Source organism: Paenibacillus sp. YN15, assembly GCF_003285005.1.
Lineage (GTDB): Bacteria > Bacillota > Bacilli > Paenibacillales > NBRC-103111 > Paenibacillus_AR.
On sequence record NZ_QMFA01000022.1, the window covers coordinates 13,718 to 35,902 of the forward strand.

Below are 22,185 nucleotides of genomic sequence, written 5' to 3' on the forward strand. Positions count from 1 at the left end.
CGGTTCTCTTTGAAAACGAGGGAGAACCGGCAATGAGTCAGAAAAAGATGAATTTCGTATTTTTCTTTCCCGATGAAATGAGAGCCTCCAGTGTATCCTGCTATGGAAACAAGACTGTGCAGATGCCTAACTATGACAGACTGGCCAAGGAAGGGGTGCGCTTTGAAAGCTGCATTGTGCAAAATCCGGTCTGCTCTCCTTCCAGATGCAGCCTGATGACTGGCTTGTATGTGCACAATATGGGGCATCGGACCTTGTGGCATTTGCTGCGGCCGCATGAACCCAGCCTGTTCAGGTATCTGAAGCAGGCCGGCTATGATATTGCCTGGTTCGGCAAAAATGATCTGTACTCCCAGGAGTATCTGGACGAAATTTGCGATGATATTGAAGAGAAGCGCGGAGGCTACAAGGCTGGTCCCTCACGAAGATCGGGACGGGTATACGGCGGAAGCAATCCGTACTCCTTCGAGGACCCGAGATATTATTCATTCCTCTATGATCCTATTAAAGAAGAGGGAGAAGGCATCACCTTGGATGAAAATATTGCAAGGGCTGTTGATTTTCTGGAGAGCAGAAGGTCGGACGACAAGCCCTTTATGCTCTATTTGCCAACAACCATGCCGCATCCTCCCTATAACGCGCTGGAGCAGTTCCACAACATGTGCGATCCCGCCAAGCTGATGGACGAGATTATAGGGGACAGCGAGGCAACCGGGAAACCCTCCTTTGTTGATTTGATCCGCAAGTACAGAAGATTGGATCAATTGGACCCTGAATTTTTTGCCAAAGTCTATGCAGTATATCTGGGCATGAACAGCTATACCGATCTGATGCTGGGGCAGCTGCTGGAGACGCTGGACCGCACCGGACTTTCGGAGAACACTACGGTCATTGTCTCTTCAGACCATGGGGACTGGGCAGGCGATTACGGCTTGGTAGAGAAATGGCCCAACGCCATGGATGATGATCTGGTGCGTGTGCCGCTGATTATCCGGTCTCCTGGAAACAAGGCAGGCCATGTGGTAGAGGAGCAGGTAGAGCTGTTCGATGTTATGCCCACGATTATGGAATTGGCGGGACTGGAAGCAGACCATACGCACTTTGCGCGTTCGGCGGCACCGCAGCTCGGGGGTGAGCCAGGCGACCCTCATAGAGCAGTGTTTGCCGAGGGGGGATATGACCTGCACGAACCGCACTGCTTTGAAGGCTTCGTCGGCAGAGGGGATCAACTGCGGGACCCGGAGTTTATCTATTACCCCAAAGCGCTGCAGCAGCAGGAGCATCCCGACAGTATCTGCCGCACAGTTATGATCCGCACCTTGACCCATAAGCTGGTAAAACGCACTTCGGGCGAACATGAGCTTTATGATCTGCAGCAGGACCCGAAGGAGCTGGAGAACCGGTACAACCAGGCCGAATATGCCGGTATACGCGCCGAACTGGAGTCCAGGCTATTGGAATGGTATTTGAAAACCTCGGATGTTGTTCCGCGGGACGACGACAAGAGGCTGTTTTGAAGCTGAAATTGAAGGATGTAGAGGAGGATAACGATGGTTGCAATGAAAAAAGGCTTGACCATGCTCTGCCTGTTTGCAATGCTCTGTACCACGTTGTTTTCGGCAATTCCTGCATTGGCGGCGCCCCAATCGGGAGGAACCAGCGCTGTCAGGATGGAGATAAAAACAACTCCTGCACCCTGGAAGCCTTTCCTTCAGGCGGTAAGTACGACAGTTCCCGGCGAAACCTTTCAGGCGTCCTTCTGGATGAAGGGAACGGGCAAGGTTACGGTACGGATGCAAAATGCCGGAGGCAGCACGAAGTATACTGAGCAGGTGCTGGAGGCAACCGGTACCTGGACAAAGTATGAATTGCCGGAGGTTGCCGTGACGGGGACAGATGGTATTGCCATCTGGGTTTTTGGCACTCATATAAGCGATATTCTGATGGATGATTTCTTCCTGGGCAAAAAGGGAAGCGAACAAAATCTTTTGGCTAATCCAGGCTTTGAGGAAGGGTTTCTCAAATGGGGAGGCGCAGCCTTAACTTGGACTGATCCGGTTTTTTTATGGATTGACTCTGAGAATGGACGTGTTTCCCAGCCTGACCCTGGACCCGGACCTGGCCCGGACCCCGATCAGAAGGCCAGCGCCGTCAAAATGGTGATAACGGGATCGCCGCCCTGGAAGGTGTTTAGCCAGGCGATAACGGGCACCGTCACCGGAGACACCTATCAGGCGTCCTTCTGGATGAAGGGAACGGGAAGCGTTACTGTGCGGCTGATGGACAGCAGCGGCGCAAATCAGTATATTTCCTCGGTTTTTTCGGCTACGGATCAGTGGACCCAATATCAGCTGGGGCCTGTTGCCGTGGGCGCGAACGGGCTTAGTCTTATGGTTTTTGGCTCCCACGTATGCAATCTTCTGATGGATGATTTCTTTGTGGGAAAGGCAGGCGACACAGTCAACCTGTTGACCAACCCGGGGTTTGAAGAGGGTCAAACCGGTTGGGGAGGAGGGGGCTGGAATCATACTCCGCCATATTTGAGCATCGATACCGTGAACGGGCGTGTGGTGGAACAGCTGGAGAGCAACGGGTTTATTGATGAACTGAATGACAGCTCACAGATGTTTGACTACATAGCCAATCAAGCGAAATATGCAGTTGCGTTTCTCGGCGCCTCCCCGAAGGACTTTAGAGGGGATACCAAGCGGCTTATATTGAAAAGTGGTCTCCAGCCTGGAAAAGAAGGATATGTGGTTTATCATGCCGATTACGATATTGAATCTTTTTACACGGAAGTGTTCTATAAGCCTGACACAGAGGTAAAGGATATAACGGTTTCGGTTTCGGCGGATAATATCAATTATTCTCCCGTGACATTGGACAAATTGGATGATGGAGGCAGCTGGAAACGGATTTTGTACAGCGCTTACAGCATGCCTATCGAAAATGCCAGATATATCAAGGTGGTATTCCCGCCGGTTCTGGAGGGGTATAACAATCAGGACATTCAGATTTCCAGAGTTGTTGTCAACCTCAGTACGCCTTACGTAACCGCCTCCGGGGATGAAACCACAGGGATCACCCTCTCCACAGCTGCTGCAAATGCGAAAATCTTTTATACATTAGGGGGCAGTTCGCAGGAGATCGAATATACCGCTCCTATTCCGGTGGTGGGCAATACCATCATTAATGCATATGCGAAAATAACCGGCAAGGAAAAGAGCATTACCCGCAGATTCAGCTATGTTTCGCAAGCTGCAATCAAAGTGGATAAATACGGCCAGGTGAAGAGCGCCGACTTTGCAGGCAAGGTAACCAGCGATCAGGAATTGCTGGATGATGTGGCGGCAGATGCGGCATATTACAGCGCGTTGAGTCCGCCTGCCAGAGATCGTTTCGGCGGACTTCCGGGAAGCGGAGCGGCGCATGGACTGGAGGCCAAAGGATTTTTCAACATCCAAAGGATCGATGACAAATACGTGATGGTAGACCCTGACGGCAATCTGTTCTTCAGCTTGGGCAGCACCGGCATTGGCAACACAGGGGAAACCTTTACCCGCACCGATACGAGAGAGCATATGTATGAATGGCTTCCGGCCAAAACAGACGAAGGCGGCAAATATGCCACGGCGTTCCGTAATAACGACGGCTTTTCATGGTATGTGGCCAACTTGATCAAAAAATATAACAAACCGTTTTCAGAGCCTGATTATTACAGTCAAAGTGTGGAACGCTTCAAAAAATGGGGCTTTACCAGTGAAGGCGCGTGGTCAAGAAACCCGCAAATGGGAGAGAACGCGGACAACTTCCCGCAATATGGTTTTGTGTATTTGCCGACGGATACGAAATACTACGTAAGCAATGCCGACTGGAAGCTGCTGGATGTCTATCGTGATGATGCGGCTGACGTCATTGCCAGCAGTCTGAAGGCCTATAAAGTTGATACCCTTAAGAATGATCCGTGGGTTATTGGGTGGTTCTTTGGCAATGAATCCAAATACCAGCAGTTTAATACAGCCGTCACAGCGGCGAATGCCGCCAATAGCGCTACCAAGCAGGCATTGATGACCATGCTGGAGGCCAAATACCGGAATATTGCCGCACTCAATGCAAGCTGGAAAACGGATTATGCAAGCTTCACGACTATGAGGAACGCCGGCAATCCAATTAAAACGAATGAAGCCTATGAGGATATGCTGACGTTTTTGGAGCAATATCTGGAAAAATACTACTCTACCGTATATGAGGAATTCCGCAAGCTGAATCCTAACCATATGCTGGTGGGAGACCGTTACTTGATCGCCCCCATGAACAATGCGGATATCCGCAGGGTGATCAGCAAGGTCGCAGGCAAATACCTGGACGTATTATCCTACAACTACTATACCGGCGAGCCGGATATGGAAAGATTGCAGGAGATAACTGAGCTGGCGGGTAAGCCGCTCATGTTCACGGAATTTCATTATGGCGAACCTACCCATGGACTGAACGGCGGAATCAGAGTGGTTGCCAATGAAGATGAGAAGGGAAAGGCGTACCGAAATTATGTGGAGAAAGCAGCGGCTTCAGGACTTGTAGTGGGCACCCACTGGTTCACCTACCTGGATCAGGCAGCGACAGGACGTTATCTGCAAGGATTTAACGGAGAGGCTTATGGCATAGGCATGATTGACGTAACGGATCGGCCGTACAAAACGATGCTGGGCCATGTCATGGACACCAACTACAGAATCTATGATCTGGTGCTTGGCAATGTGGAGCCTTACAGTTATTCGACGGCGCCTGATAAGCCTTCGGATCAGACGGTTGATATTGCAAAGGCGGCATCCCCCATTGTCATTGACGGAGAGAAGGATGCGGCATGGCCGGCAGGTGGAACGCTTGGATTGGATGCAAGGCACCAGATTGCGGGACTGGTCAATGGCAGCGTATCGGCAGACATGGACTTGGCGTGGGATAACGACAATCTGTATGTATATGCCTGCATAAACGATGATACGCCGGGTTTGAACCCCTATCCCATTGAAGGCAATGCCAGCCGGGGGATAGATTGGATCTGGAATGGCGACGCCCTTGAGTTGTTCATAGGTCCGGAAGAACTGGAAGCCAAAGGTCAGTTGCGGGAAAAGGATTCACAAATCATTATCAGCGCCAAAGGCCTTTACTACTGGTATAACTACAACAAAATTGAGCAGCCCGGCATTGATGCCGCTGTCAAGATTGATGAAGAGAATCAAGTGTATACCATAGAAGCGGCTATTCCACTGGAGTCACTCGGACTGGAAAATGTTGCGCCCGGGCGGAAGCTCCGTTTTGATGTGGGCTTTGACAATGGGGATGGAGAAAAAAGAATCGCCCAGTATTTCTGGAACGGTGTAGAAGGAAACGCCCAGAACCGGGATAAGTGGGGAACGGCAACGCTGGTGGATACGACAGCGCCGATCCAAAACAGCTTGCTTGGGATCACGGCGCCGACAGCCATTACGGGACTTGCCAACGGAACGGCCAAGACGGCGGCGGCCTTGGGATTGCCGGACACGGTAGCGATAACCACCAGCGAAGGAAGCGTCAGCGCGGCTGTATATTGGGATGTGGAGCAAGCGAATTATGATCCGGCCCGCAAGGATCAACAGACCTTTACCGTAAACGGCACAGTACAGCTTCCGGCCAATGTGGTAAACGACAATAATATACCGTTAACTGTAAGTGTTGAGGTTACGGTGAATGCAGCGGCGACGGGAACTCCAGAAACACCCGATACACCGGATACGCCGGAACCGCTGCAAGGAACAGGAACTGGCGTTCTCGGCACCGGTCTCCCTGATCAATCAGGTCTTGGAACCATTGCCGTTAAACCGGTGTTGGACGCCAATCGAATCGCCAATGCGAGCATTCGGGCAGAGGACTTAAAGGGCAAGTTCGCAGAGGTTGCTCCGGATGCCCAGGGGAAAAGGACGGTAACCATTGAGCTTAAAGGGACGGTCAATGCCAATGGGTACGCGGTACAATTGCCTAAGGATTACGTTGCAGCGGCTCAGGGTGACACGAAAATTAAGGTTGCAACCCCTCTGGGCACCGTGTCCCTGCCGCGCAATCTGCTGTCGGCCAAGGACGCGGTGGATGTGAAGGACATCCAGGTACAGATCAGTAAAGCCGACCTGGCGTCCGGCGGTGTCCCGGGAGACGCTGCGGCTGTGGAAATCGTCCTGCTGCTGGACGGGAAAGCAAAACCATGGAGCAATGCGGGAGCGCCTGTCGGGATTTCGATTCCATATAAGGCGGAGAAGGGGAAGGATACAGACTTCTATACCGCCTTCATGAGACAGGCCGACGGCACCATGTCGCCGGTAGGGAACTCCAGGTATGACAGCGAAAAAGGAATAGTTGTCTTCACAGCCGACCAACCGGGAACCTATGTGGCCATGTACCACAAACAGACCTTTGAGGACGCGGCAATGCTCGACTGGGCGAAGCATGCTATTGAGGTAACGGCCTCCAAGGGAATTATGGAAGGCCTGCAGGCCAATCAGTTTGCGCCCAAGGCGGCTATCACAAGAGCGGAGTTCATAGCAAGTCTTATGAAGACGCTGGGAATGACAGCCGAGGTGAAGGCAAACTTCGCGGATGTGGATGGTCAGGACGCCAATGCCCGGTGTATCGGAATAGCCAAGGCTCTCGGAATTGCTCAGGGCGTAGAAGAGGACCTGTTTAAGCCTGAAGCGATTATTACAAGACAGGACGCCATGGTGCTGACAGCCAGGGCACTGCAAAAGGCAAATCTGTTGAAGGCGTCCGAAGACAGCACGACATTAAGCAAGTTTGTTGACAAGGAAGCCATCAATGGATATGCAGTTGACAGCATAGCCGCCCTGCTGAAGGACGGTATCGTATCAGGCGCGGGAGAAAACATGAATCCCCAGGGAATCCTGAACAGAGCTGAAACGGCTGTGATGATCTACAATATCATTCGTAAGTAGCAGTCAATCGCATAGCCGGAATGGCGGAGCAGCCCCCAACGGGTCTGCTCTGTCGTTCAAACGGCTACATGAACAAGGAATTGCAAAATGATTGGAGGAACCCCTATGTTAAAGCCGATTACACAACAGCAACGTGAAAAAATTGCGAGATATATATCTGAAATGACCTGGCAGGACAAGCTTTCACAAGTCCAATGCATCATGGGAAGCTTCCGGACGACGGAGGAAATTAAGGAAGCGGCAGCAAAGTGGAAAGTAGGCTCGGTTTTCATTGGCAACCAAACCAAGGAACGGTTCCGGGAAATTGCCGACGCGGCCAAGGACGCCGATGTTCCGGTTATCATCTGTGCGGATTTGGTGCATGGCGCAGGGTCCAGAATGTTCGGGGCTACGGAGTTTCCGCATTATTTGGCATGTGCTGCTACGGATGTGGAAGATTCCATGAAACAGATGGGAGAGATTACGGCGCAGGAGGGCCGCGCCTATGGCGTACACTGGACCTTCGGTCCTGTAGTGGATTTATGCCTGGAGAAGAATAATCCCATGATGCATGTTCGGACTGCCGGAGACGATACCCAGCGTGTGCGCAGGATGAGCAAGGCCTTTGTGGAGGCAGTCCAAAAGGAAGGACTGATGGCCGCTACCGCCAAGCATTTTCCGGGAGACGGGGCCGACGAGCGGGATACCCACATTACAACCCTGATCAACGGCTTAAGCAGAGAGGAATGGGAGCAGAGCTATGGGCTTATCTGGAGGGAGATGATCGATTCCGGAGTCATGGCGATTATGGGCGGGCATATCGCGCTGCCCTTCATTGATCCTCAATACGAAGAGGAAGCGCTCCGGTATAAAGGGCCCCGCCCAGCTACCCTCAGCAAGGCGATACAGCTTGATTTTCTGCGGGGAGAATTGGGCTTTGACGGTTTGATCGTATCCGATGCCCTGAATATGGTCGGGTTTGGCGCCCATATTCGCCGGGAGGAATACGGTTGGCGGCTGCTGGAGGCCGGAAGCGATATGCTGCTGTGGACAGATCCCGTCCAGGACACTCCATTGATGCTGGAAGCTATGGCTAACGGCAAACTGACGGAGGAACGGGTAAATGATGCCGTCCGGCGGGTGCTTGAATTAAAAGCAAGGGTAGGCTTGCTGGATGGGGAAGAAGCGTTTCCGGGGCTGCCGGAAGAAACTCTGGCGAAGAACAAGGACATTGCCCAGAGGGTTGCCGACCGCAGCATCACTATCGTCAGAGATGTATTCAGCTCGCTTCCGATGAAAGGTCTGAAGCCGGGGGCCAAGGTATTGACCGTCACGGCCCAGTATGAGGAAGGATACCGGAATAAGCGGGATGAAAAGGATTTGGTATTCATTGACGAGGAGCTGCGCAAGCGCGGCTTCCAGGTGGACCATCTGCTGAATCCCGGAGAGGGCAAGCTGTCCGACCAAATGAAGGAGCAATATGACGCTATTTTTATCAATATTAAATACACGCCCAGGTACGGAAGTGTGCGGTTATACGGGGAATCCTTCCACATGTTTAAAGGCTCCTGGTGGGTGGAAAATCCCAAAGTCGTCTTCACTTCATTCGGAGATCCCTACAAGCTGTACGACTTGCCGTCCCTTCATAACTATATCAATGTCTACAGCAATTGCGAGGTCTCCCAGCGGGCGGCTGTGAAGGTCTGGCTCGGAGAAATCGAAGCGGCAGGGAAGTCGCCGGTGAACCTGGATAATTAGAAGATGTGAGGGATGGAGATATGGGCGAGGGTTTATCCGGCTTGCGGGCTGTGTTGTTCGATTTGGACGGCGTGGTGGTGGATACGGCAAAATATCACTATCAGGCATGGAAAAGGATTGCGGAGGAAGAGAATATTTATTTTGATGAAGAGATCAATGAACGTCTCAAGGGTGTCAGCAGAATGGACAGCCTGAATATTCTAATGGAGAGGAGAACAAGAGAATACACGGAAAAACAGCTAGAGCAGCTGGCCGACAGAAAAAACGGATATTATGTAGCCTTTTTAAATCAAATGGCGGCCGGTGATATTCTGCCGGGAGTGATGGCCTTTCTTTCGGAGCTGAAGCATTGCGGCATCAAAACGGCTATTTGCTCTGCAAGCAAAAATACCGATACCATCCTGGAGAGGCTGAATATATCGCCGTTGTTTGACACGGTTGTTTCCGGTCTTGATGTGGCCAGATCAAAGCCTGATCCCCAGGTTTTTCATATAGCCGCCCAACGGCTGGGGGTTCCGGCGGAGCAATGTCTTGTGATCGAGGATTCGGCCGCAGGGATTGAAGCTGCCGCTCTGGCGGGGATGAAGAGTATCGGGATTGGCCGGAAGGACAGGCTGGGTCAGGCCGGCAGTGTGATTGCCTCTACGGAGGAGCTTTGTCTTGCCCTCACCCGGCGCTTGTTTTGACCGTTTTTTACATTGGAATAGGGGGAGAAAAGCATGAAGGCCATCATGGTGATGTTCGATACGTTAAACAGACATATGCTGCCGCCTTATGGCTGTGATTGGGTCCATGCGCCAAACTTTCAGCGGCTGGCGGAGAAGACGGTTGCCTTCGATAATTGCTTCATCGGGAGTATGCCCTGTATGCCCGCAAGAAGAGAGCTGCATACGGGCAGGTATAATTTTCTTCACAGAAGCTGGGGGCCTCTGGAGCCCTTCGATGATTCCATGCCGGAAATCCTGAAGCAGAACGGGGTTTATACCCATCTGGTCAGCGATCACTACCACTACTGGGAGGATGGGGGAGCCACCTATCATTCCCGTTATAACACCTGGGAAAGCTGCCGCGGGCAGGAGGGAGATCCCTGGAAGGGAGAGGTGGGTGATCCGGAGCGGATTGAACAGCTTGGCAAGGCCGAAGGAGCGTTATGCCGCCAGGACTGGATAAACCGGAAATATATGAAGGATGAACAGCAGCAGCCCCAGGCGAGAACGTTCGAAGCGGGAATGGAGTTCATCCGGACTAACTATAAGGAGGACAACTGGTTTCTGCAGATTGAAACCTTTGATCCCCATGAACCGTTCTTCACACAGCAGCAATATAAGGACCTGTATCCCCATGAATACGGGGGGCCGCATTTCGACTGGCCTGTTTACGGCCCGGTGACGGAGACCTTGGAGCAGGTAGAGCATTGCCGGTATGAGTATGCGGCGCTGGTCAGCATGTGCGATCACTATTTGGGAAAGGTCATGGATACTCTGGACAAATATGGCCTGTGGGAGGATACGCTGCTCATTGTCAATACGGACCACGGATATCTGTTGGGCGAGCATTCCTGGTGGGGGAAGAACATCCAGCCCTTCTACAATGAAGTGGCGCATATTCCGCTGTTTATCTGGGACCCGCGCGCCGGGGCAAAGGGGGAACGCCGCGGCAGTCTGGTGCAAACCATTGATTTGGCGCCGACGCTGCTTGAATTTTTCGGCGTGGACATTCCCCGGGATATGCAGGGCAAGTGCCTGAGGGAAACCATCAGCCATGACCGGCCGGTGCGGGAGGCGGCATTGTTCGGGGTTTTCGGAGGGCATGTGAACTGTACGGATGGCAGTTATGTATACATGAGAGCCCCCGGCAACCCGGAGAATGAGCCCTTGCACCAGTACACCCTGATGCCGGCGCATATGAACAGGATGTTCGATGTTTCCGAGCTGCAGGATATCCGGCTGCAGGAGCCTTTTGCTTTTACCAAGGGCTGCAGGACGATGAGAACCAAAGCAAGGTCCGGGAGCACCGCCTTTACATTCGGCAGCCTGCTGTTTGATCTCCGGCAGGACCCTTATCAGCAGTCGCCGATTGCGGATGAGAAGATTGAGCAGGCCATGATATCCCACATGGTGAGGCTGATGCAAGAGACGGATGCTCCGCAGGAGCAGTATGAACGATTGGCCCTGCGCCAAGCGGACAGATAGTTGGCAAGAGGAGGCCATACCATGATCATAGAGAAGAATGCGAGAATTGTATTTTTTGGAGACAGCCTTACACGCAGATCGGGAATAAAGGATGCAGCCCGGCTTGCCCAGAGGTATGCGCTGGATTATTGCGAAAGCTATGTGGATGTGCTTCTGAAAAAGATGCTTGTACGGTATCCCGGGCTTGAAGTGGAGGCTTATAATAAAGGAGCAGGAGGAAATACGGCTGTTGACTTGCTTAATCGGGTACACCGCGATATATTGAAACTGACCCCCGACTGGGTGGTGCTGTTTATCGGACAGAATGATGCCCAGCAAGGCTTTACGGTGGCGGAGTACACCGCCAATCTGACGAAGCTTCTGGACCTGTTTCAGGAGCAAGGGATTCAGGTGCTGCAATTATCCACCACGCCCTGCCCCAATCCCCAGCGGGAGAATGTGAATATGCTGCTGGACGCCTATGATGCCGTTATTCAAGAGCTGAGTTCCCGGTACGGAAATCTTTATGTGGATGTAAAAAGACAGTTCAAACATATACGCGAATATAACCAAAGCGCCGCGTCTCCGGTGAATCTGTTTAATCAAGGCTGCCATTTCTCGGAGCTTGGCAATATGCTGCTGGCGGAGCTGGTGCTGGATGCCATGATCAGCGGTAAAGAACTCTTAAAGTAGAGGGAGCGCGTTTATTCGCAAAACCCAAAAGGAGGGCGACGGGATGGCTGGCAGCTGCTCGGCCGAGCTTCATACCAAGGATATCGGAGTGATGTGGAAGACGGTTTCGGAGGCCTGCAATCTCGCCTGCGACTATTGTTATTACAGCACCTGCGGCGGCAAGCCGGGAGCTGTGAAGCGGATTGATTCGGCTCTGCTGGAGGAATTTATCCGCCAATATATGGCCCGGTCCAACGGCCGGGCCGTCTTTGCCTGGCAGGGAGGAGAGCCGCTTCTGGCCGGACTTGACTTCTTCCGGGAAGTCGTATCCCTCCAGGCCCAATACGCTCCCCCCGGTACGGTTATCAGCAATTCGCTGCAGACCAACGCCACTCTGATTACGCCGGAATGGGCGAAGTTTTTCAAGCGCTATAACTTCCTGGTGGGAGTCAGCTTGGATGGGCCCAAGGAGATTCATGACGCCCGGCGGACGTATGCCTCGGGAGCGGGCAGCTACGACCGGGTGATGCAGGGCATCGCCCATCTGCGGCGGGAGCAGGTGGATTTCAACATTCTGACGGTGATCCATGAGGGCAATGTGGACAAGGCCAAGGAACTGATGGGCTTCTACCGGGAGCATGGTTTTGTCTATGTGCAGTTTATTCCGGGGATGGATTTCCGGGCCCAGCAGGCGGATAAGCCCCCTTCTTTCCTGATCACGCCGAAGCAGTACGGACAGTTTCTGTGCCAGGTTTTCGATCTGTGGTATAACGGCGGCCAGCCGGTAATCTCCGAACGGTTTATGGATAATACACTAAGCGTCCATCTGGGGCGGCCGGCAGAGATGTGCACCCACAACGCCTCCTGCGGCAGGACGCTGGTGCTTGAGCCCAATGGGGACGCGTATCCCTGTGATTTTTACATTCATGAGGATTATAAGCTGGGCAATGTGGGCACCCATACGCTGGAGGAGCTTTTGGCAAGTCCGGTATACCGGAGCTTTGCCGCGATGAAGCCGGAGCTGCCGGATGCCTGCAAAAGCTGCGAGTTTCTACGCTTCTGCTATGGGGGCTGCCCCCGGAACCGGCGGTGGGAGCGGGCGGACCCGGAGGGGCGGGGCGTGCCGCATCCGGATTATTTCTGCGCCAGCTACAAGGCCTTCTACCGCCACTCCTTCCCGCAGATGGAGCAATTGGCCCTCCAGTGGCGCAAGCAGCGGGCACGGGAGTATGCGCAGACGGGGCTGAAGCTCCCCGGCCGCAACGATCCGTGCTTCTGCGGCAGCGGCAGAAAGTTCAAGGCCTGCTGCCTGCCGGCAATTGCCGGGGAGGAGCTGGAGCGCGCACAGGTCCCTTCCTCTAGGACTCAAACCGCTCCAATACGCCCAAGGGTTCAAAATAAATGATGAAATTCTCGAAAGTGGCGTAAAGCCCATATTTTTCCTTGAAATGCAAAAGAGCTTCCTCCAGAAAGGGCTCCGTAACCTCTAAATACTCTGCCAGCTCGTACCGGTTGCGGATGCCCAGGCGGGAGGCCTCCACCAGCTTGTCCATCGTAATCAGCTTTTCGTAGGCCCAATTCCGCGCACGTTTCTCGTGCTTGCGGTTTCGCACATCCGTCTGGTCGGTAATATTGCCGAAGGTAGTGTAATAGTGGCCTAATTCTTCAGCCAGCACACAGCGTTTTTCCGTCTGCAGCGGCAGGGTTTTGTTCAGGAGGATCATCCGGGTATGGTCGGTTTCAATATAAAGCCCCTTGATGCCGTCAGGCAGCTCGGACTGGTCGTCGATATAGACGGGAGATTCCTTCTTTAAAGAGTCATATGCCGCCATGAACCCCTCGTCACTTCTCTTCCTTGGCCAGGGCAATCCGCATGGCAAGTTTGATTTTGTCCATCTGCTCGGGGGTGAGCGGTCCCTCATGGCCCACTTGGTGCGCGGCAATGGTCAGGATCTGGTCCTCGGAGATGTCGGGCTGCTGGTTCGGAGAGGGCGGCTGCCCCAGGGAACCGATCAGATAATCCAGCGACACATGAAAAAACTCGGATAACTGCCGCACGGCATCCAGGCGGGGCTCGCTGATGTCGTTTTCCCATTTGGAGACCATTCCCTTATTGACGCTGGAGCCAAAACGATGATTCAACCCCTCCGCCAGCTCCTCCTGCGAAAGTCCCCGTCCCTGACGCAACTCCCTGATGATTTTCCCCGTTGTTTTCATGGCGATCCCTCACTCTTTCATCCTCCGGCAGCAGTGCCGCGGATAATCCGCACACCGGCCTCCATATAAAAAACTATACCGTATAGGTTTCAAATTAGCAACAATAAACCCGAAAATGTTATTGACAATGAAACTTTCTGGGCGTAAAATGGGAGTATGGTTTCTAAAAAGAAACAGCGTTTGAGCAAAAATGTCGTTGGACAAGTCATCAAAAATGTGGATTGTGCAATACATTCCCGCAGCATAAGGCATTCGCCTGCAAAGGCACATTTTTTTGTGATTTAGGTTTCATATATGAAACCGCATGAAGCATGGAATATCATTCTTGAATAAAGGAGAAAGCCGTTATGCGAAACTACCAGCCCAAGAAAAAGAACCCCTACCAGCTGCCCCATAATGTGTATATGCAATGCTTGTATGCGGTGCGGGATTACAACCGGCTGAAGGAGGAGATGCGGGACATTCTCCATGCTTCTCCCGGAGCGCCCGACGGGATGCCCCGGGGTTCGGGAATCAGCGACTCCACGGTGCAAAAGGCTATGCGCCGGGAGGCGCTGCAGCAGCGCTGCGACGCCATCGAGCAGGCGCTGGCGGCCATTCCGCCGGAGTACCGGAAGGGAGTGATGGCCATCACCATGGATGAAACCTGCCCCATGGATGCCAGCCCGGAGACCTACCGGCGTTGGCGCAGACGGTTTTTGTACGAGGTGGCCCAACACAAGTGCATGTTGTAGTCCATGGGAAAAAAATCGGTGGTATAGTAGTATCATGCCAGAGATTAGAAGATATGAATTAAAATGGCAGGAGGCTTTGGAAGGCGGCTATTCCGCTCTAAGCTCCACGCTCGTTGGCCGGAGCATCACGGCCCGCTCCCTTGAGCTGGAGAGCAGCTATAACCATCTATGGAGGCTGAAGCGGTTATGAAATGGCTTCAAGCATTATTGCAAGAGCAGGGCATGAACGATGCCCAGGCGGATGCGGTGGTCGGCAAGGCGAGCAAAGAGCTGCCGCACCATTTTGTGCCGAAGATGCAGTACAACAAGCTGGCGCAAGCGAAAAAACAACTGAAAACAGGCCTGGACAATCTCTCCAGAAGCCGCAATGCGCTGATGCAACAGCTTGAAGAACTGCAAACGGACAACCGGCTGCTGCGGCGGAGGCTAGAAGCGCTGGAAGCGGACAACCGCATTCCGCCGCTGCGGGCCGCAGAACAGGAAGCGGAGAAGGACTCCGCCCTGAAGGCGGAACGCAGCTTGAACCAGATGGCAGGAAGTGATGAGGATGCAGGCTACATTTCTGGATGTGCGCAACGCTGTGATGGACGCTCTCCAGACCGTATTCCCGGAGCTTCCGGTGTACGGGGAGGAGCCGGGAGAGGCGCAGAGCCTACCGCGCTTGTATGTCCGATTGCCGGAAGGAACCCATACGCAGGAAATGGGGCGCCGGTTCCGGCGCGAAAATTCCGTTGTCGTCCGGTACGATCCAAGCGGCGCCCTGCCCAACGAAGACATGTACACCATGGCCGACCGGTTGACCGTGGAGCTGCAGCAGGTGAGCTTGGCGGGAAAACCGCTGACAGGGCGGGACATGCGTTTTGAAATTGCCGAGGGTGCGCTGCTGTTTTATGTAACGTATCAATTTGTGGTGGCTGCGCAAGCGCCGGATGACCCGGCCATGCAGACGCTGGACCATGTGGAGGGGATCAAATGAGCAAGGAAGCAAAGGCTCCCAACGCGGTATTGACGTTTGGCAAGGAGCAGATTTTGTCGTCGAAGAGCTTCACTGCCCTGGAGAAGGATGTGCTGCAGGCCATTCTGGCCGAGGGGCAGGAATATACGCTGGCGCAAGCCAGAACCGAAATCGAGAAATATGCCAAGAGGAGAGTGGAATAGATGGCTGGAGGAACATGGACGACCCAAAACAAGGTGCGCCCCGGCGCCTATATCAATATTAAAAGCGCGGCCCAAGCACTGGGGGCTGCCGGAGACCGCGGCATTGTCAGCCTGCCCCTGATTTTGTCCTGGGGTCCTGCCAAGCAGGTTGTGACCGTAGAAGCCGGTGAGGATGTCAGCGTCAAGCTGGGTTATCCCATCTCGGACCCCGCCCTGCTGCTGGTAAGGGAAGCCCTGAAGCGGGCCAAAACCCTGCTGCTGTACCGGCTTAATACCGGCACCAAGGCTTCGGTGACAAGCGGCAACCTGACCGCTACCGCCAAGTATGGCGGTGTCCGGGGCAATGATCTTACTGTACGCATTGCGGTGAATGTGGACAATGCGGCCCTGTTTGATGTCACCACCCTTTTGGCAGGAGTGGAGATGGACAAGCAGACCGTAGCCGACATCGGCGCGCTCCAGCCCAACGATTGGGTGGTATGGGCAGGCACAGGCGCACTGGAGGCCACAGCCGGCGCACCTCTGGTTGGCGGAGCCAACGGCTCGGCGACTGCCCAGGAGTATCTGGACTATCTTGGCGCCATTGAGGTGCTGGAGGTCAACACCATCGGCCTGCCGGTGACGGATGCGGCCACCAAGGCGGTATTCGTTTCCTTCGCCAAGCGTCTGCGCGAGGACGAAGGCAAGAAGATTCAGGTGGTTGTGGAAAATTACCCGGCCGCCGACTATGAGGGTGTTATTTCCGTCAAAAACGGCATCATTTTGACTGATGGCACTGTATTGACGGCAGCCCAGGTGGTGGCATGGGTGGCCGGCGCAACGGCAGGGGCGCAAATGAACCAGTCCCTGACCTATGCCGCTTATGATGATGCCGTGGATGTAACCCCCAAGTACACCAACAGCCAGATCATTGCGGCCCTGCAAGCGGGAGAGCTGCTGTTCACCGGCTCCGGCGGCAAGGCTGTGGTGGAGCAGGATATTAACACCCTGCATAGCTTTAGCCCGGACAAGGGCAAAGCCTTCGCCAAAAACCGCGTGCTCCGTGTGCTGGACGGCATCAACAACGACTTCCGGCAAATTTTTGCCGACTTTTACACCGGGAAGATCAGCAACAATGCCGACGGCCGCAATTTGCTGAAGAACGAATACTCCACCTACCTGGAAACTCTGCAGGGTATTGAGGCCATCCAAAACTTCGACGCTCAAAAGGATCTGACCATCAGCGAGGGCGCCGATCTGGACTCCGTAGTATCCGAGCTGTATGTGCAGCCGGTGGACAGCATGGAAAAGCTTTACCTCACCATTACCGTATCCTAATCTGAAAGGAATGAGACAAAATGGCTTATTTTAAGGAAACCGACGCCATCAGTGGCAAACAAGCAAAAGCCTACATCACCATTGACGGTGTGCGGGAGGAATTGTTCTACGCCAAAAGCCTGGAGGCCACCATTGAAAAAAATAAGGTGGACGTGCCTGTGTTGGGCAAAACCAACACCCCCAAACGCTCCGCCGGCTGGTCCGGCTCCGGCACCCTCACCGTCTACTATGTGACCAGCAAGTTCCGCCAGCTTATGCGGGAATATGTCAAGACCGGCAAGGATTTCTGGTTCGATCTGATGGTGGTCAACCAACAGCCCGATTCCAGCGCCGGCAGCCAAACCACGGTCCTGAAGGGCTGCAATCTGGACAGCATCAGCGCCGCCCAATTCGACGCCAGCAGCGATGACATGATGGAAGAGGAAATGCCCTTCACCTTCAACGATTATGAGGTTCAGGAATTGTTCCAGCCGATTACAGGCGGGAATTAAGGGGGGAAATGTGGAATGAGTGATTTGAGCGCATTTTATGCCCAGAACGTGGCCGCTTCCGTAACGGAAGAAATTATCGTATCCCCCCGCTTTTTGAACAAAGGCGGCAAGCCCATTCCCTGGGTGGTTAGAAGCATGACGGAGGAGGAGAATGAATCCATCCGCAAGGCCGCCACCCGCCGGGTGAAGGGGAGAAACGGGCAATATTCCATGGAGACGGACTCCGCTGAATATCTGGCCAAGCTGGTCACCGCCAGCGTCACCTTCCCGGATCTGAAGAATGCCGAGCTGCAAAAATCCTATGGGGTGATGGGCGCAGAAGCCCTGCTGCACAAGATGCTGCTCCCCGGGGAATACGCCAATCTCGTGCAGAAGGTCCAGGAGCTGAACGGTTTTGACACCGACTTGAACGAATTGGTGGAAGAAGTAAAAAACTGATCGAGGAGGGCGACGGCGAAACCAACTACGCCTATTATGCCCTCCACAAGCTGCGCATCCTGCCCCATGAGCTTATGGCCATGTCCCGGCGGGAGCGCGCTGCCATCTACGCCATGATCGACATCCGCGTCAAGCAGGAGAAGAAGGAAGCGGCGCGGATGAAGAGAAAATAACCCAAAGACACTCTCGTAAGGGGAGTGTCTTTGATTTTCTACGGAAAGGCGGTGAATGTCCTGAATACCACAACCTCGGCATTAAAGATGTTTGATAAGCTGACGAAGCGGTTTGATGAGGTCACGAAAGCCCTCAACCGGATTACGAAGCTTGAGATGGCCGGTGAGCTAACGAAGCTCGAAGTACCGGGGGAATTTCTAAAGCTTAAAATGACCGGTGAGTTGACAAAGCTTAAAGTTCCACAGATGCTTTTAAGGCTCACAATAATTTGCAGTTTGGTTATTCCGTTTATTCCTGAAGTGTACACCATTTTTGTATTCGTTCATTTTATCATTTCCGATCAGCCATTCTGGTTTGGACGGTTCGGAGAAGAGAACCAGCAAGATGTATACTCTCGGGTCATTGTCCATGGGGTTGTAGAGGGGCAGCCGTTGTTGGAGGCATCACAGCAACTATTACTTCCGGGACCAATAGAGATACCATTACTTCCAGGACCAATAGAGGCACCATTATTGCTGGAGACATCAAAAGCTACCGATTTGCAGTCGAAGATTTTGGGTCATTTGAAAAAAGCATTCAATAAGTTAAATCCTAAGGGAATATTTGAATCCGCAGCTACAAAGATTAAGGAATCAATGGAAACTGCATTTAGTAAATTGAAGCCAAAGGAATTATTTAACTCTGTATCTACTAAGTTTAAAAACTTCGGAAATAGACTTAAGGATTCATGGAAAAAAAACAGCACCAATAAGCTTAAATTTCCTGAATTTAAAGATATGGATAACGTCAAAAAGGCTTTATCCTTAACCATGGGCACTGCCATGAAGCAGCAGAAAATAAAGGGGGCTTTTGTTGCCCGTTCCGGAAATGCTCAACTGGGAGGCGCCATTTATGATCAGGTTGCCAAACAGGCTCTACAATATGGACAAAATCCAGATGCTGCCTTATCCAGTGTCATGACCTTTACCGAGACCACATTGGACCCAAGCAAGCTGACCGAACTGAATAAGCTGGCTATGCGGTTAGCGCAGATGAATCCCGAAAAAGGCTTGGAAGGTGCCGCTTCTTCCATGATGGACCTTTTTAAAGGCGAATCCTCCTCCATGGTTAGCGATTTCGGCATGGGAGAATCATCCGTGGAAGCAAGCGCTGCCCTCAAAGCAGGCAAGGCGGGAGACATTAACGGATTTATCAAAGGGATGGATGAACTGCTGAATAAGCGGAATATGACGGAACAGGCATTCGAGGATATGATGAAATCGCCAGCAACCCAGTGGGAGAAGGCCGTAAACAGCTTCAAGTTCAACTTGGGCTTGGTCGGTCAAATGGGATTGGAGGCGTTTGGTCCCTTAATTACTATGATTACGGAGGCCTTTGATTCCGGCAAATTCACGCCATTTTTTACTCTCTTTGGCAAAGGGCTTTATATCATTGTTACTTTGGTCACTTGGCTAGCAGAGGGGTTGATGGGCGTACTTGACTTTCTGGCTGCTAATATTCCGCTTATAACGGGGCTAATCGCCAGTGGGCTGATTGTTGCTTTATGGAACGTGCTTCCTCCTCTATTCGCAATGATTCCTCCCATATTAACACAAGCCGGAGCATGGCTTATGGCCAATTTGCCTATTTTTCTTATTATTGGCGCTGTTGCTCTTTTACTTTTTATCCTTCAGAAAATGGGAGTATCTGCAGGCCAGATTGTTGGCTTTATTACAGGCGTGTTTTATACATTCTTTGCTTATATAAAAAATAGCATTGTTTATTTTTGGAATATCCTTATTTCTCTAAAAGAGTTTCTTATGAATGTTTTTAAAGACCCTCTGTATGCGATAAAAAAACTGCTTTATGATTTAGCTCAAAATGCCGCTGGTCTTTTTGGCAGTGTTATTAATGGAATTGTGAGCAAATTAAATTCCTTACTCAAGGCTGCAGAAAAAATCGGTATCAAAGTTCCATTGATTCCCGAAGTGGAAATGGATGAATGGCTGGAACAATTAAAGCCCACTTCAAACAAGAATGTAGTTGATCTATCAAACGAAAAAATGCAGTTTGAAAATCTTGGAGATGCGTTTGACAAAGGCTTTGATAAAGGGGAGGCGCTTATGGACGGATTAAGCTCCATGAAAAACCCCTTCAAGATGGATTCCAAATACGACGGTGCCATCCCGCCCATTGATAACATCAAAAAGGTGAATGAAATCGGCTCCATCAACGACACGGTCGAGGTTAGCGGTGAGGATCTGGCGACGATGCGGGAGCTGGCGGAGATGAAGAATATCCAGAATTTTGTACAGATGACGCCCAGTGTGAATGTTCAGACGGGGGATGTTCGTCAGGAATCCGATATTAACACCATTGTGGCCCGCATCGAGCAGGTGCTTACGGAGCAGATCGTGAGCAGCGCCCAGGGGGTGTATGGCACATGACCTCCGCATATGGTTTATGGCTGTCGTTTAACAATCAGGAGGAGGTTTTTGAGTTTCCGATTCTGCCCGGCAAAATCGAGGTTAGCGGCAAGGGAGAAGGCTCCGGTTACGAGGTGTATGGCCTTGGCCAGATTAATGTGATCAAATCTCCCGGGCTGGCGGAGTATTCCTTTGAGACCATTTTGCCGGCTGTCGAAAATCGGTATCCCTTCATTACTGCCCGCTATTACTATGAGCCGAGGTATTACGTGGAGCTTATCGAGAAATGGCGGCAAACCCGGCATCCCATCCGGTTTGTCTACACCGGCCCCAGCCTGCAGATCAATACGCCTGCTTCCATTGAGAGCTTCGATTGGTCCGAAACTGCGGGGGAGAACGGGGATATCCAGATCAGTCTGGGGCTGAAGGAATACCGGTTCTATGCGGCCCGGCGCGCTGTTGTGGTGGATGGTCAGGTTCAGCAAAGTGAGCCGCCCAGAGCGGATTACCGGAGCTTCCAGCCGTTTTATGTGGTCAAGGAGGAGAAGGAATCGCTGTCCGACATCAGCCAAAGGGTATACGGTACTCCGGACTACCATGCGAAGATCAAGGAGCATAATGGCCTGAGCGATGCCGATGCCCAAAATCTCTTCCCCGGTCAAATCCTGAAGCTGCCTAATGAATTTTTGCTGAAGGGGCCGGAGGGGGTTGTTACATGATTACCATTCAACTGGATAACAAGGACGGGAACATGTGGGATCTTTCGGAGATCGTCTCCGGCCTGTCCTGGTCCACCACCCGGACGGGCCGTCCGGCCAGCATTGAGTTTTCCCTGCTGAGGAATGGGTTCTACCAATCCGACAGCTTTGCCATCCGCAACGGAGATATTGTCCGGGTCCTTAAGGACGGTGCAGGTATTTTTTACGGGTATGTATTCTCTATTGGGCATAACCCTGACGGAGAGGTATCGGTAAAGGCATATGACCAGGTCCGTTACCTGTTGTCCAAGGCCTACTATATCTTCAAGGGTCAAACGGCCACGGAGATTATTACCCAACTGGCTGCCGATTTCCAATTAAAGACGGGAACGTTGGAGGACACGGGGTTTAAGATCGAATCCATGGTGGAGGACGGGCAAACCCTGCTGGACATCATTGAAAAGGCTCTTACACTGACGCTGATTTCTACACAGCGCCATTATGTGTTTTTGGATGATTATGGGGGGCTATCTGTGCGGCTGGTAGATAATCTCAAGATGGATTTCTATATCGGCGACGGCAGCCTGATGACCGGCTACGATTATTCCGCGGATATTGATTCGGACACCTATAACCGGATCAAGCTGTACAAGGAGAATAAGGATACCGGCAGGCGGGAGGTTCACATGGTGGAGGACAGCGCCAATATTGCCAAATGGGGTGTGCTCCAGCTGTACCAAAGTGTGGACGAGAAGAAGAACGAGGCCCAGATCCAGGAGATGCTGGATCAGTTGGCCCAGTTGAAAAACCGGGAGAGCAAATCCTTGAAGCTGAATGCGGTTGGGGATATCCGGGTCCGCGCCGGTGTGTATGTTCCCGTGGTGATCGATTCTCTGGGTCTGAACCTGCCGATGCTGGTGGATGAGGCGAAGCACAGCTTTGAGGGCGATGACCATACTATGTCGCTAACGTTAAAAGTCATTTAAGGCAGGT

Annotated in this window: 19 protein-coding genes and 1 pseudogene; 18 read left to right on the forward strand and 2 right to left on the reverse strand. The window is 52.5% G+C overall.

The window, feature by feature from the left end; translation table 11 throughout:
• Positions 1–32: 32 nt before the first annotated feature.
• From DQG13_RS17565 to DQG13_RS17595, 7 genes are all read left to right on the forward strand, one after another.
• Positions 33–1,517 carry a sulfatase family protein gene (locus DQG13_RS17565; protein WP_113021089.1) on the forward strand — a complete coding sequence of 495 codons (1,485 nt, stop codon included), beginning with the start codon at positions 33–35 and terminating at the stop codon, positions 1,515–1,517.
• A 33-nt stretch (positions 1,518–1,550) separates the two neighbouring features.
• On the forward strand, positions 1,551–6,980 hold the full coding sequence (locus DQG13_RS17570) for an S-layer homology domain-containing protein (RefSeq protein WP_113021090.1): 5,430 nt from the start codon (positions 1,551–1,553) through the stop codon (positions 6,978–6,980).
• Positions 6,981–7,085: 105 nt separating this feature from the next.
• On the forward strand, positions 7,086–8,717 hold the full coding sequence (locus tag DQG13_RS17575) for a glycoside hydrolase family 3 protein (RefSeq protein ID WP_181592821.1): 1,632 nt from the start codon (positions 7,086–7,088) through the stop codon (positions 8,715–8,717).
• Between the two features lie 20 nt (positions 8,718–8,737).
• On the forward strand, positions 8,738–9,403 hold the full coding sequence (gene pgmB, locus DQG13_RS17580) for a beta-phosphoglucomutase (RefSeq protein ID WP_113021092.1): 666 nt from the start codon (positions 8,738–8,740) through the stop codon (positions 9,401–9,403).
• Between the two features lie 33 nt (positions 9,404–9,436).
• Positions 9,437–10,909, forward strand: a complete 1,473-nt coding sequence (locus DQG13_RS17585) for a sulfatase (protein ID WP_113021093.1) — start codon at positions 9,437–9,439, stop codon at positions 10,907–10,909.
• Positions 10,910–10,930: 21 nt separating this feature from the next.
• Complete coding sequence (locus DQG13_RS17590; protein ID WP_113021094.1) at positions 10,931–11,581, forward strand: SGNH/GDSL hydrolase family protein; 651 nt, start codon at positions 10,931–10,933, stop codon at positions 11,579–11,581.
• A 43-nt stretch (positions 11,582–11,624) separates the two neighbouring features.
• Positions 11,625–12,965 carry an anaerobic sulfatase maturase gene (locus tag DQG13_RS17595; protein ID WP_113021095.1) on the forward strand — a complete coding sequence of 447 codons (1,341 nt, stop codon included), beginning with the start codon at positions 11,625–11,627 and terminating at the stop codon, positions 12,963–12,965.
• Here DQG13_RS17595 and DQG13_RS17600 read toward each other — a convergent pair.
• Positions 12,919–13,392, reverse strand: coding sequence for an ImmA/IrrE family metallo-endopeptidase (locus DQG13_RS17600; protein ID WP_113021096.1), 474 nt, complete (start codon positions 13,390–13,392; stop codon positions 12,919–12,921). The genes DQG13_RS17595 and DQG13_RS17600 overlap by 47 nt on opposite strands.
• A 10-nt stretch (positions 13,393–13,402) precedes the next feature.
• Positions 13,403–13,777, reverse strand: coding sequence for a helix-turn-helix domain-containing protein (locus tag DQG13_RS17605; RefSeq protein ID WP_113021097.1), 375 nt, complete (start codon positions 13,775–13,777; stop codon positions 13,403–13,405).
• A 347-nt stretch (positions 13,778–14,124) separates the two neighbouring features.
• On the opposite strand from DQG13_RS17605, the gene DQG13_RS17610 reads away from it, so the two are divergent.
• The 11 genes and pseudogenes from DQG13_RS17610 (at position 14,125) to DQG13_RS17655 (ending at position 22,178) form a co-directional block, all read left to right on the forward strand.
• Positions 14,125–14,511, forward strand: coding sequence for a hypothetical protein (locus tag DQG13_RS17610; RefSeq protein ID WP_113021098.1), 387 nt, complete (start codon positions 14,125–14,127; stop codon positions 14,509–14,511).
• Positions 14,512–14,545: 34 nt separating this feature from the next.
• Entirely contained in the window at positions 14,546–14,701 is a 156-nt protein-coding gene (locus tag DQG13_RS30825) for a hypothetical protein (protein WP_181592822.1), read from the forward strand.
• Between the two features lie 32 nt (positions 14,702–14,733).
• Positions 14,734–14,961 (forward strand): annotated as a pseudogene (locus tag DQG13_RS32025) (hypothetical protein); the annotation flags it as partial.
• 97 nt (positions 14,962–15,058) lie between these two features.
• Entirely contained in the window at positions 15,059–15,487 is a 429-nt protein-coding gene (locus tag DQG13_RS17620) for a phage tail terminator family protein (protein WP_113021100.1), read from the forward strand.
• Positions 15,484–15,669 carry a hypothetical protein gene (locus tag DQG13_RS17625; protein WP_113021101.1) on the forward strand — a complete coding sequence of 62 codons (186 nt, stop codon included), beginning with the start codon at positions 15,484–15,486 and terminating at the stop codon, positions 15,667–15,669. The genes DQG13_RS17620 and DQG13_RS17625 overlap by 4 nt, the downstream gene beginning before the upstream one ends.
• Positions 15,670–16,986, forward strand: coding sequence for a phage tail sheath family protein (locus tag DQG13_RS17630; RefSeq protein WP_113021102.1), 1,317 nt, complete (start codon positions 15,670–15,672; stop codon positions 16,984–16,986).
• Positions 16,987–17,006: 20 nt separating this feature from the next.
• Positions 17,007–17,477 (forward strand): phage tail tube protein, encoded by a 471-nt coding sequence (locus DQG13_RS17635; RefSeq protein WP_113021103.1) that lies wholly within the window; start codon positions 17,007–17,009, stop codon positions 17,475–17,477.
• A 15-nt stretch (positions 17,478–17,492) separates the two neighbouring features.
• Complete coding sequence (locus DQG13_RS17640) at positions 17,493–17,915, forward strand: phage tail assembly chaperone (protein WP_113021104.1); 423 nt, start codon at positions 17,493–17,495, stop codon at positions 17,913–17,915.
• Between the two features lie 203 nt (positions 17,916–18,118).
• Positions 18,119–20,515: a phage tail protein gene (locus DQG13_RS17645; protein ID WP_113021105.1), complete on the forward strand. Its 2,397-nt coding sequence runs from the start codon at positions 18,119–18,121 to the stop codon at positions 20,513–20,515.
• Complete coding sequence (locus tag DQG13_RS17650; RefSeq protein ID WP_113021106.1) at positions 20,512–21,213, forward strand: LysM peptidoglycan-binding domain-containing protein; 702 nt, start codon at positions 20,512–20,514, stop codon at positions 21,211–21,213. The genes DQG13_RS17645 and DQG13_RS17650 overlap by 4 nt, the downstream gene beginning before the upstream one ends.
• Complete coding sequence (locus tag DQG13_RS17655) at positions 21,210–22,178, forward strand: XkdQ/YqbQ family protein (protein WP_113021107.1); 969 nt, start codon at positions 21,210–21,212, stop codon at positions 22,176–22,178. The genes DQG13_RS17650 and DQG13_RS17655 overlap by 4 nt, the downstream gene beginning before the upstream one ends.
• Positions 22,179–22,185 lie beyond the last annotated feature (7 nt).

Bases quoted from the DNA above. Each gene is read 5' to 3' on its own strand.
- DQG13_RS17565 (WP_113021089.1), top strand. From the start codon at position 33: ATGAGTCAGAAAAAGATGAATTTCGTATTTTTCTTTCCCGATGAAATG.
- DQG13_RS17570 (WP_113021090.1), top strand. From the start codon at position 1,551: ATGGTTGCAATGAAAAAAGGCTTGACCATGCTCTGCCTGTTTGCAATG.
- DQG13_RS17575 (WP_181592821.1), top strand. From the start codon at position 7,086: ATGTTAAAGCCGATTACACAACAGCAACGTGAAAAAATTGCGAGATAT.
- pgmB (WP_113021092.1), top strand. From the start codon at position 8,738: ATGGGCGAGGGTTTATCCGGCTTGCGGGCTGTGTTGTTCGATTTGGAC.
- DQG13_RS17585 (WP_113021093.1), top strand. From the start codon at position 9,437: ATGAAGGCCATCATGGTGATGTTCGATACGTTAAACAGACATATGCTG.
- DQG13_RS17590 (WP_113021094.1), top strand. From the start codon at position 10,931: ATGATCATAGAGAAGAATGCGAGAATTGTATTTTTTGGAGACAGCCTT.
- DQG13_RS17595 (WP_113021095.1), top strand. From the start codon at position 11,625: ATGGCTGGCAGCTGCTCGGCCGAGCTTCATACCAAGGATATCGGAGTG.
- DQG13_RS17600 (WP_113021096.1), bottom strand. From the start codon at position 13,392: ATGGCGGCATATGACTCTTTAAAGAAGGAATCTCCCGTCTATATCGAC.
- DQG13_RS17605 (WP_113021097.1), bottom strand. From the start codon at position 13,777: ATGAAAACAACGGGGAAAATCATCAGGGAGTTGCGTCAGGGACGGGGA.
- DQG13_RS17610 (WP_113021098.1), top strand. From the start codon at position 14,125: ATGCGAAACTACCAGCCCAAGAAAAAGAACCCCTACCAGCTGCCCCAT.
- DQG13_RS30825 (WP_181592822.1), top strand. From the start codon at position 14,546: ATGCCAGAGATTAGAAGATATGAATTAAAATGGCAGGAGGCTTTGGAA.
- DQG13_RS17620 (WP_113021100.1), top strand. From the start codon at position 15,059: ATGCAGGCTACATTTCTGGATGTGCGCAACGCTGTGATGGACGCTCTC.
- DQG13_RS17625 (WP_113021101.1), top strand. From the start codon at position 15,484: ATGAGCAAGGAAGCAAAGGCTCCCAACGCGGTATTGACGTTTGGCAAG.
- DQG13_RS17630 (WP_113021102.1), top strand. From the start codon at position 15,670: ATGGCTGGAGGAACATGGACGACCCAAAACAAGGTGCGCCCCGGCGCC.
- DQG13_RS17635 (WP_113021103.1), top strand. From the start codon at position 17,007: ATGGCTTATTTTAAGGAAACCGACGCCATCAGTGGCAAACAAGCAAAA.
- DQG13_RS17640 (WP_113021104.1), top strand. From the start codon at position 17,493: ATGAGTGATTTGAGCGCATTTTATGCCCAGAACGTGGCCGCTTCCGTA.
- DQG13_RS17650 (WP_113021106.1), top strand. From the start codon at position 20,512: ATGACCTCCGCATATGGTTTATGGCTGTCGTTTAACAATCAGGAGGAG.
- DQG13_RS17655 (WP_113021107.1), top strand. From the start codon at position 21,210: ATGATTACCATTCAACTGGATAACAAGGACGGGAACATGTGGGATCTT.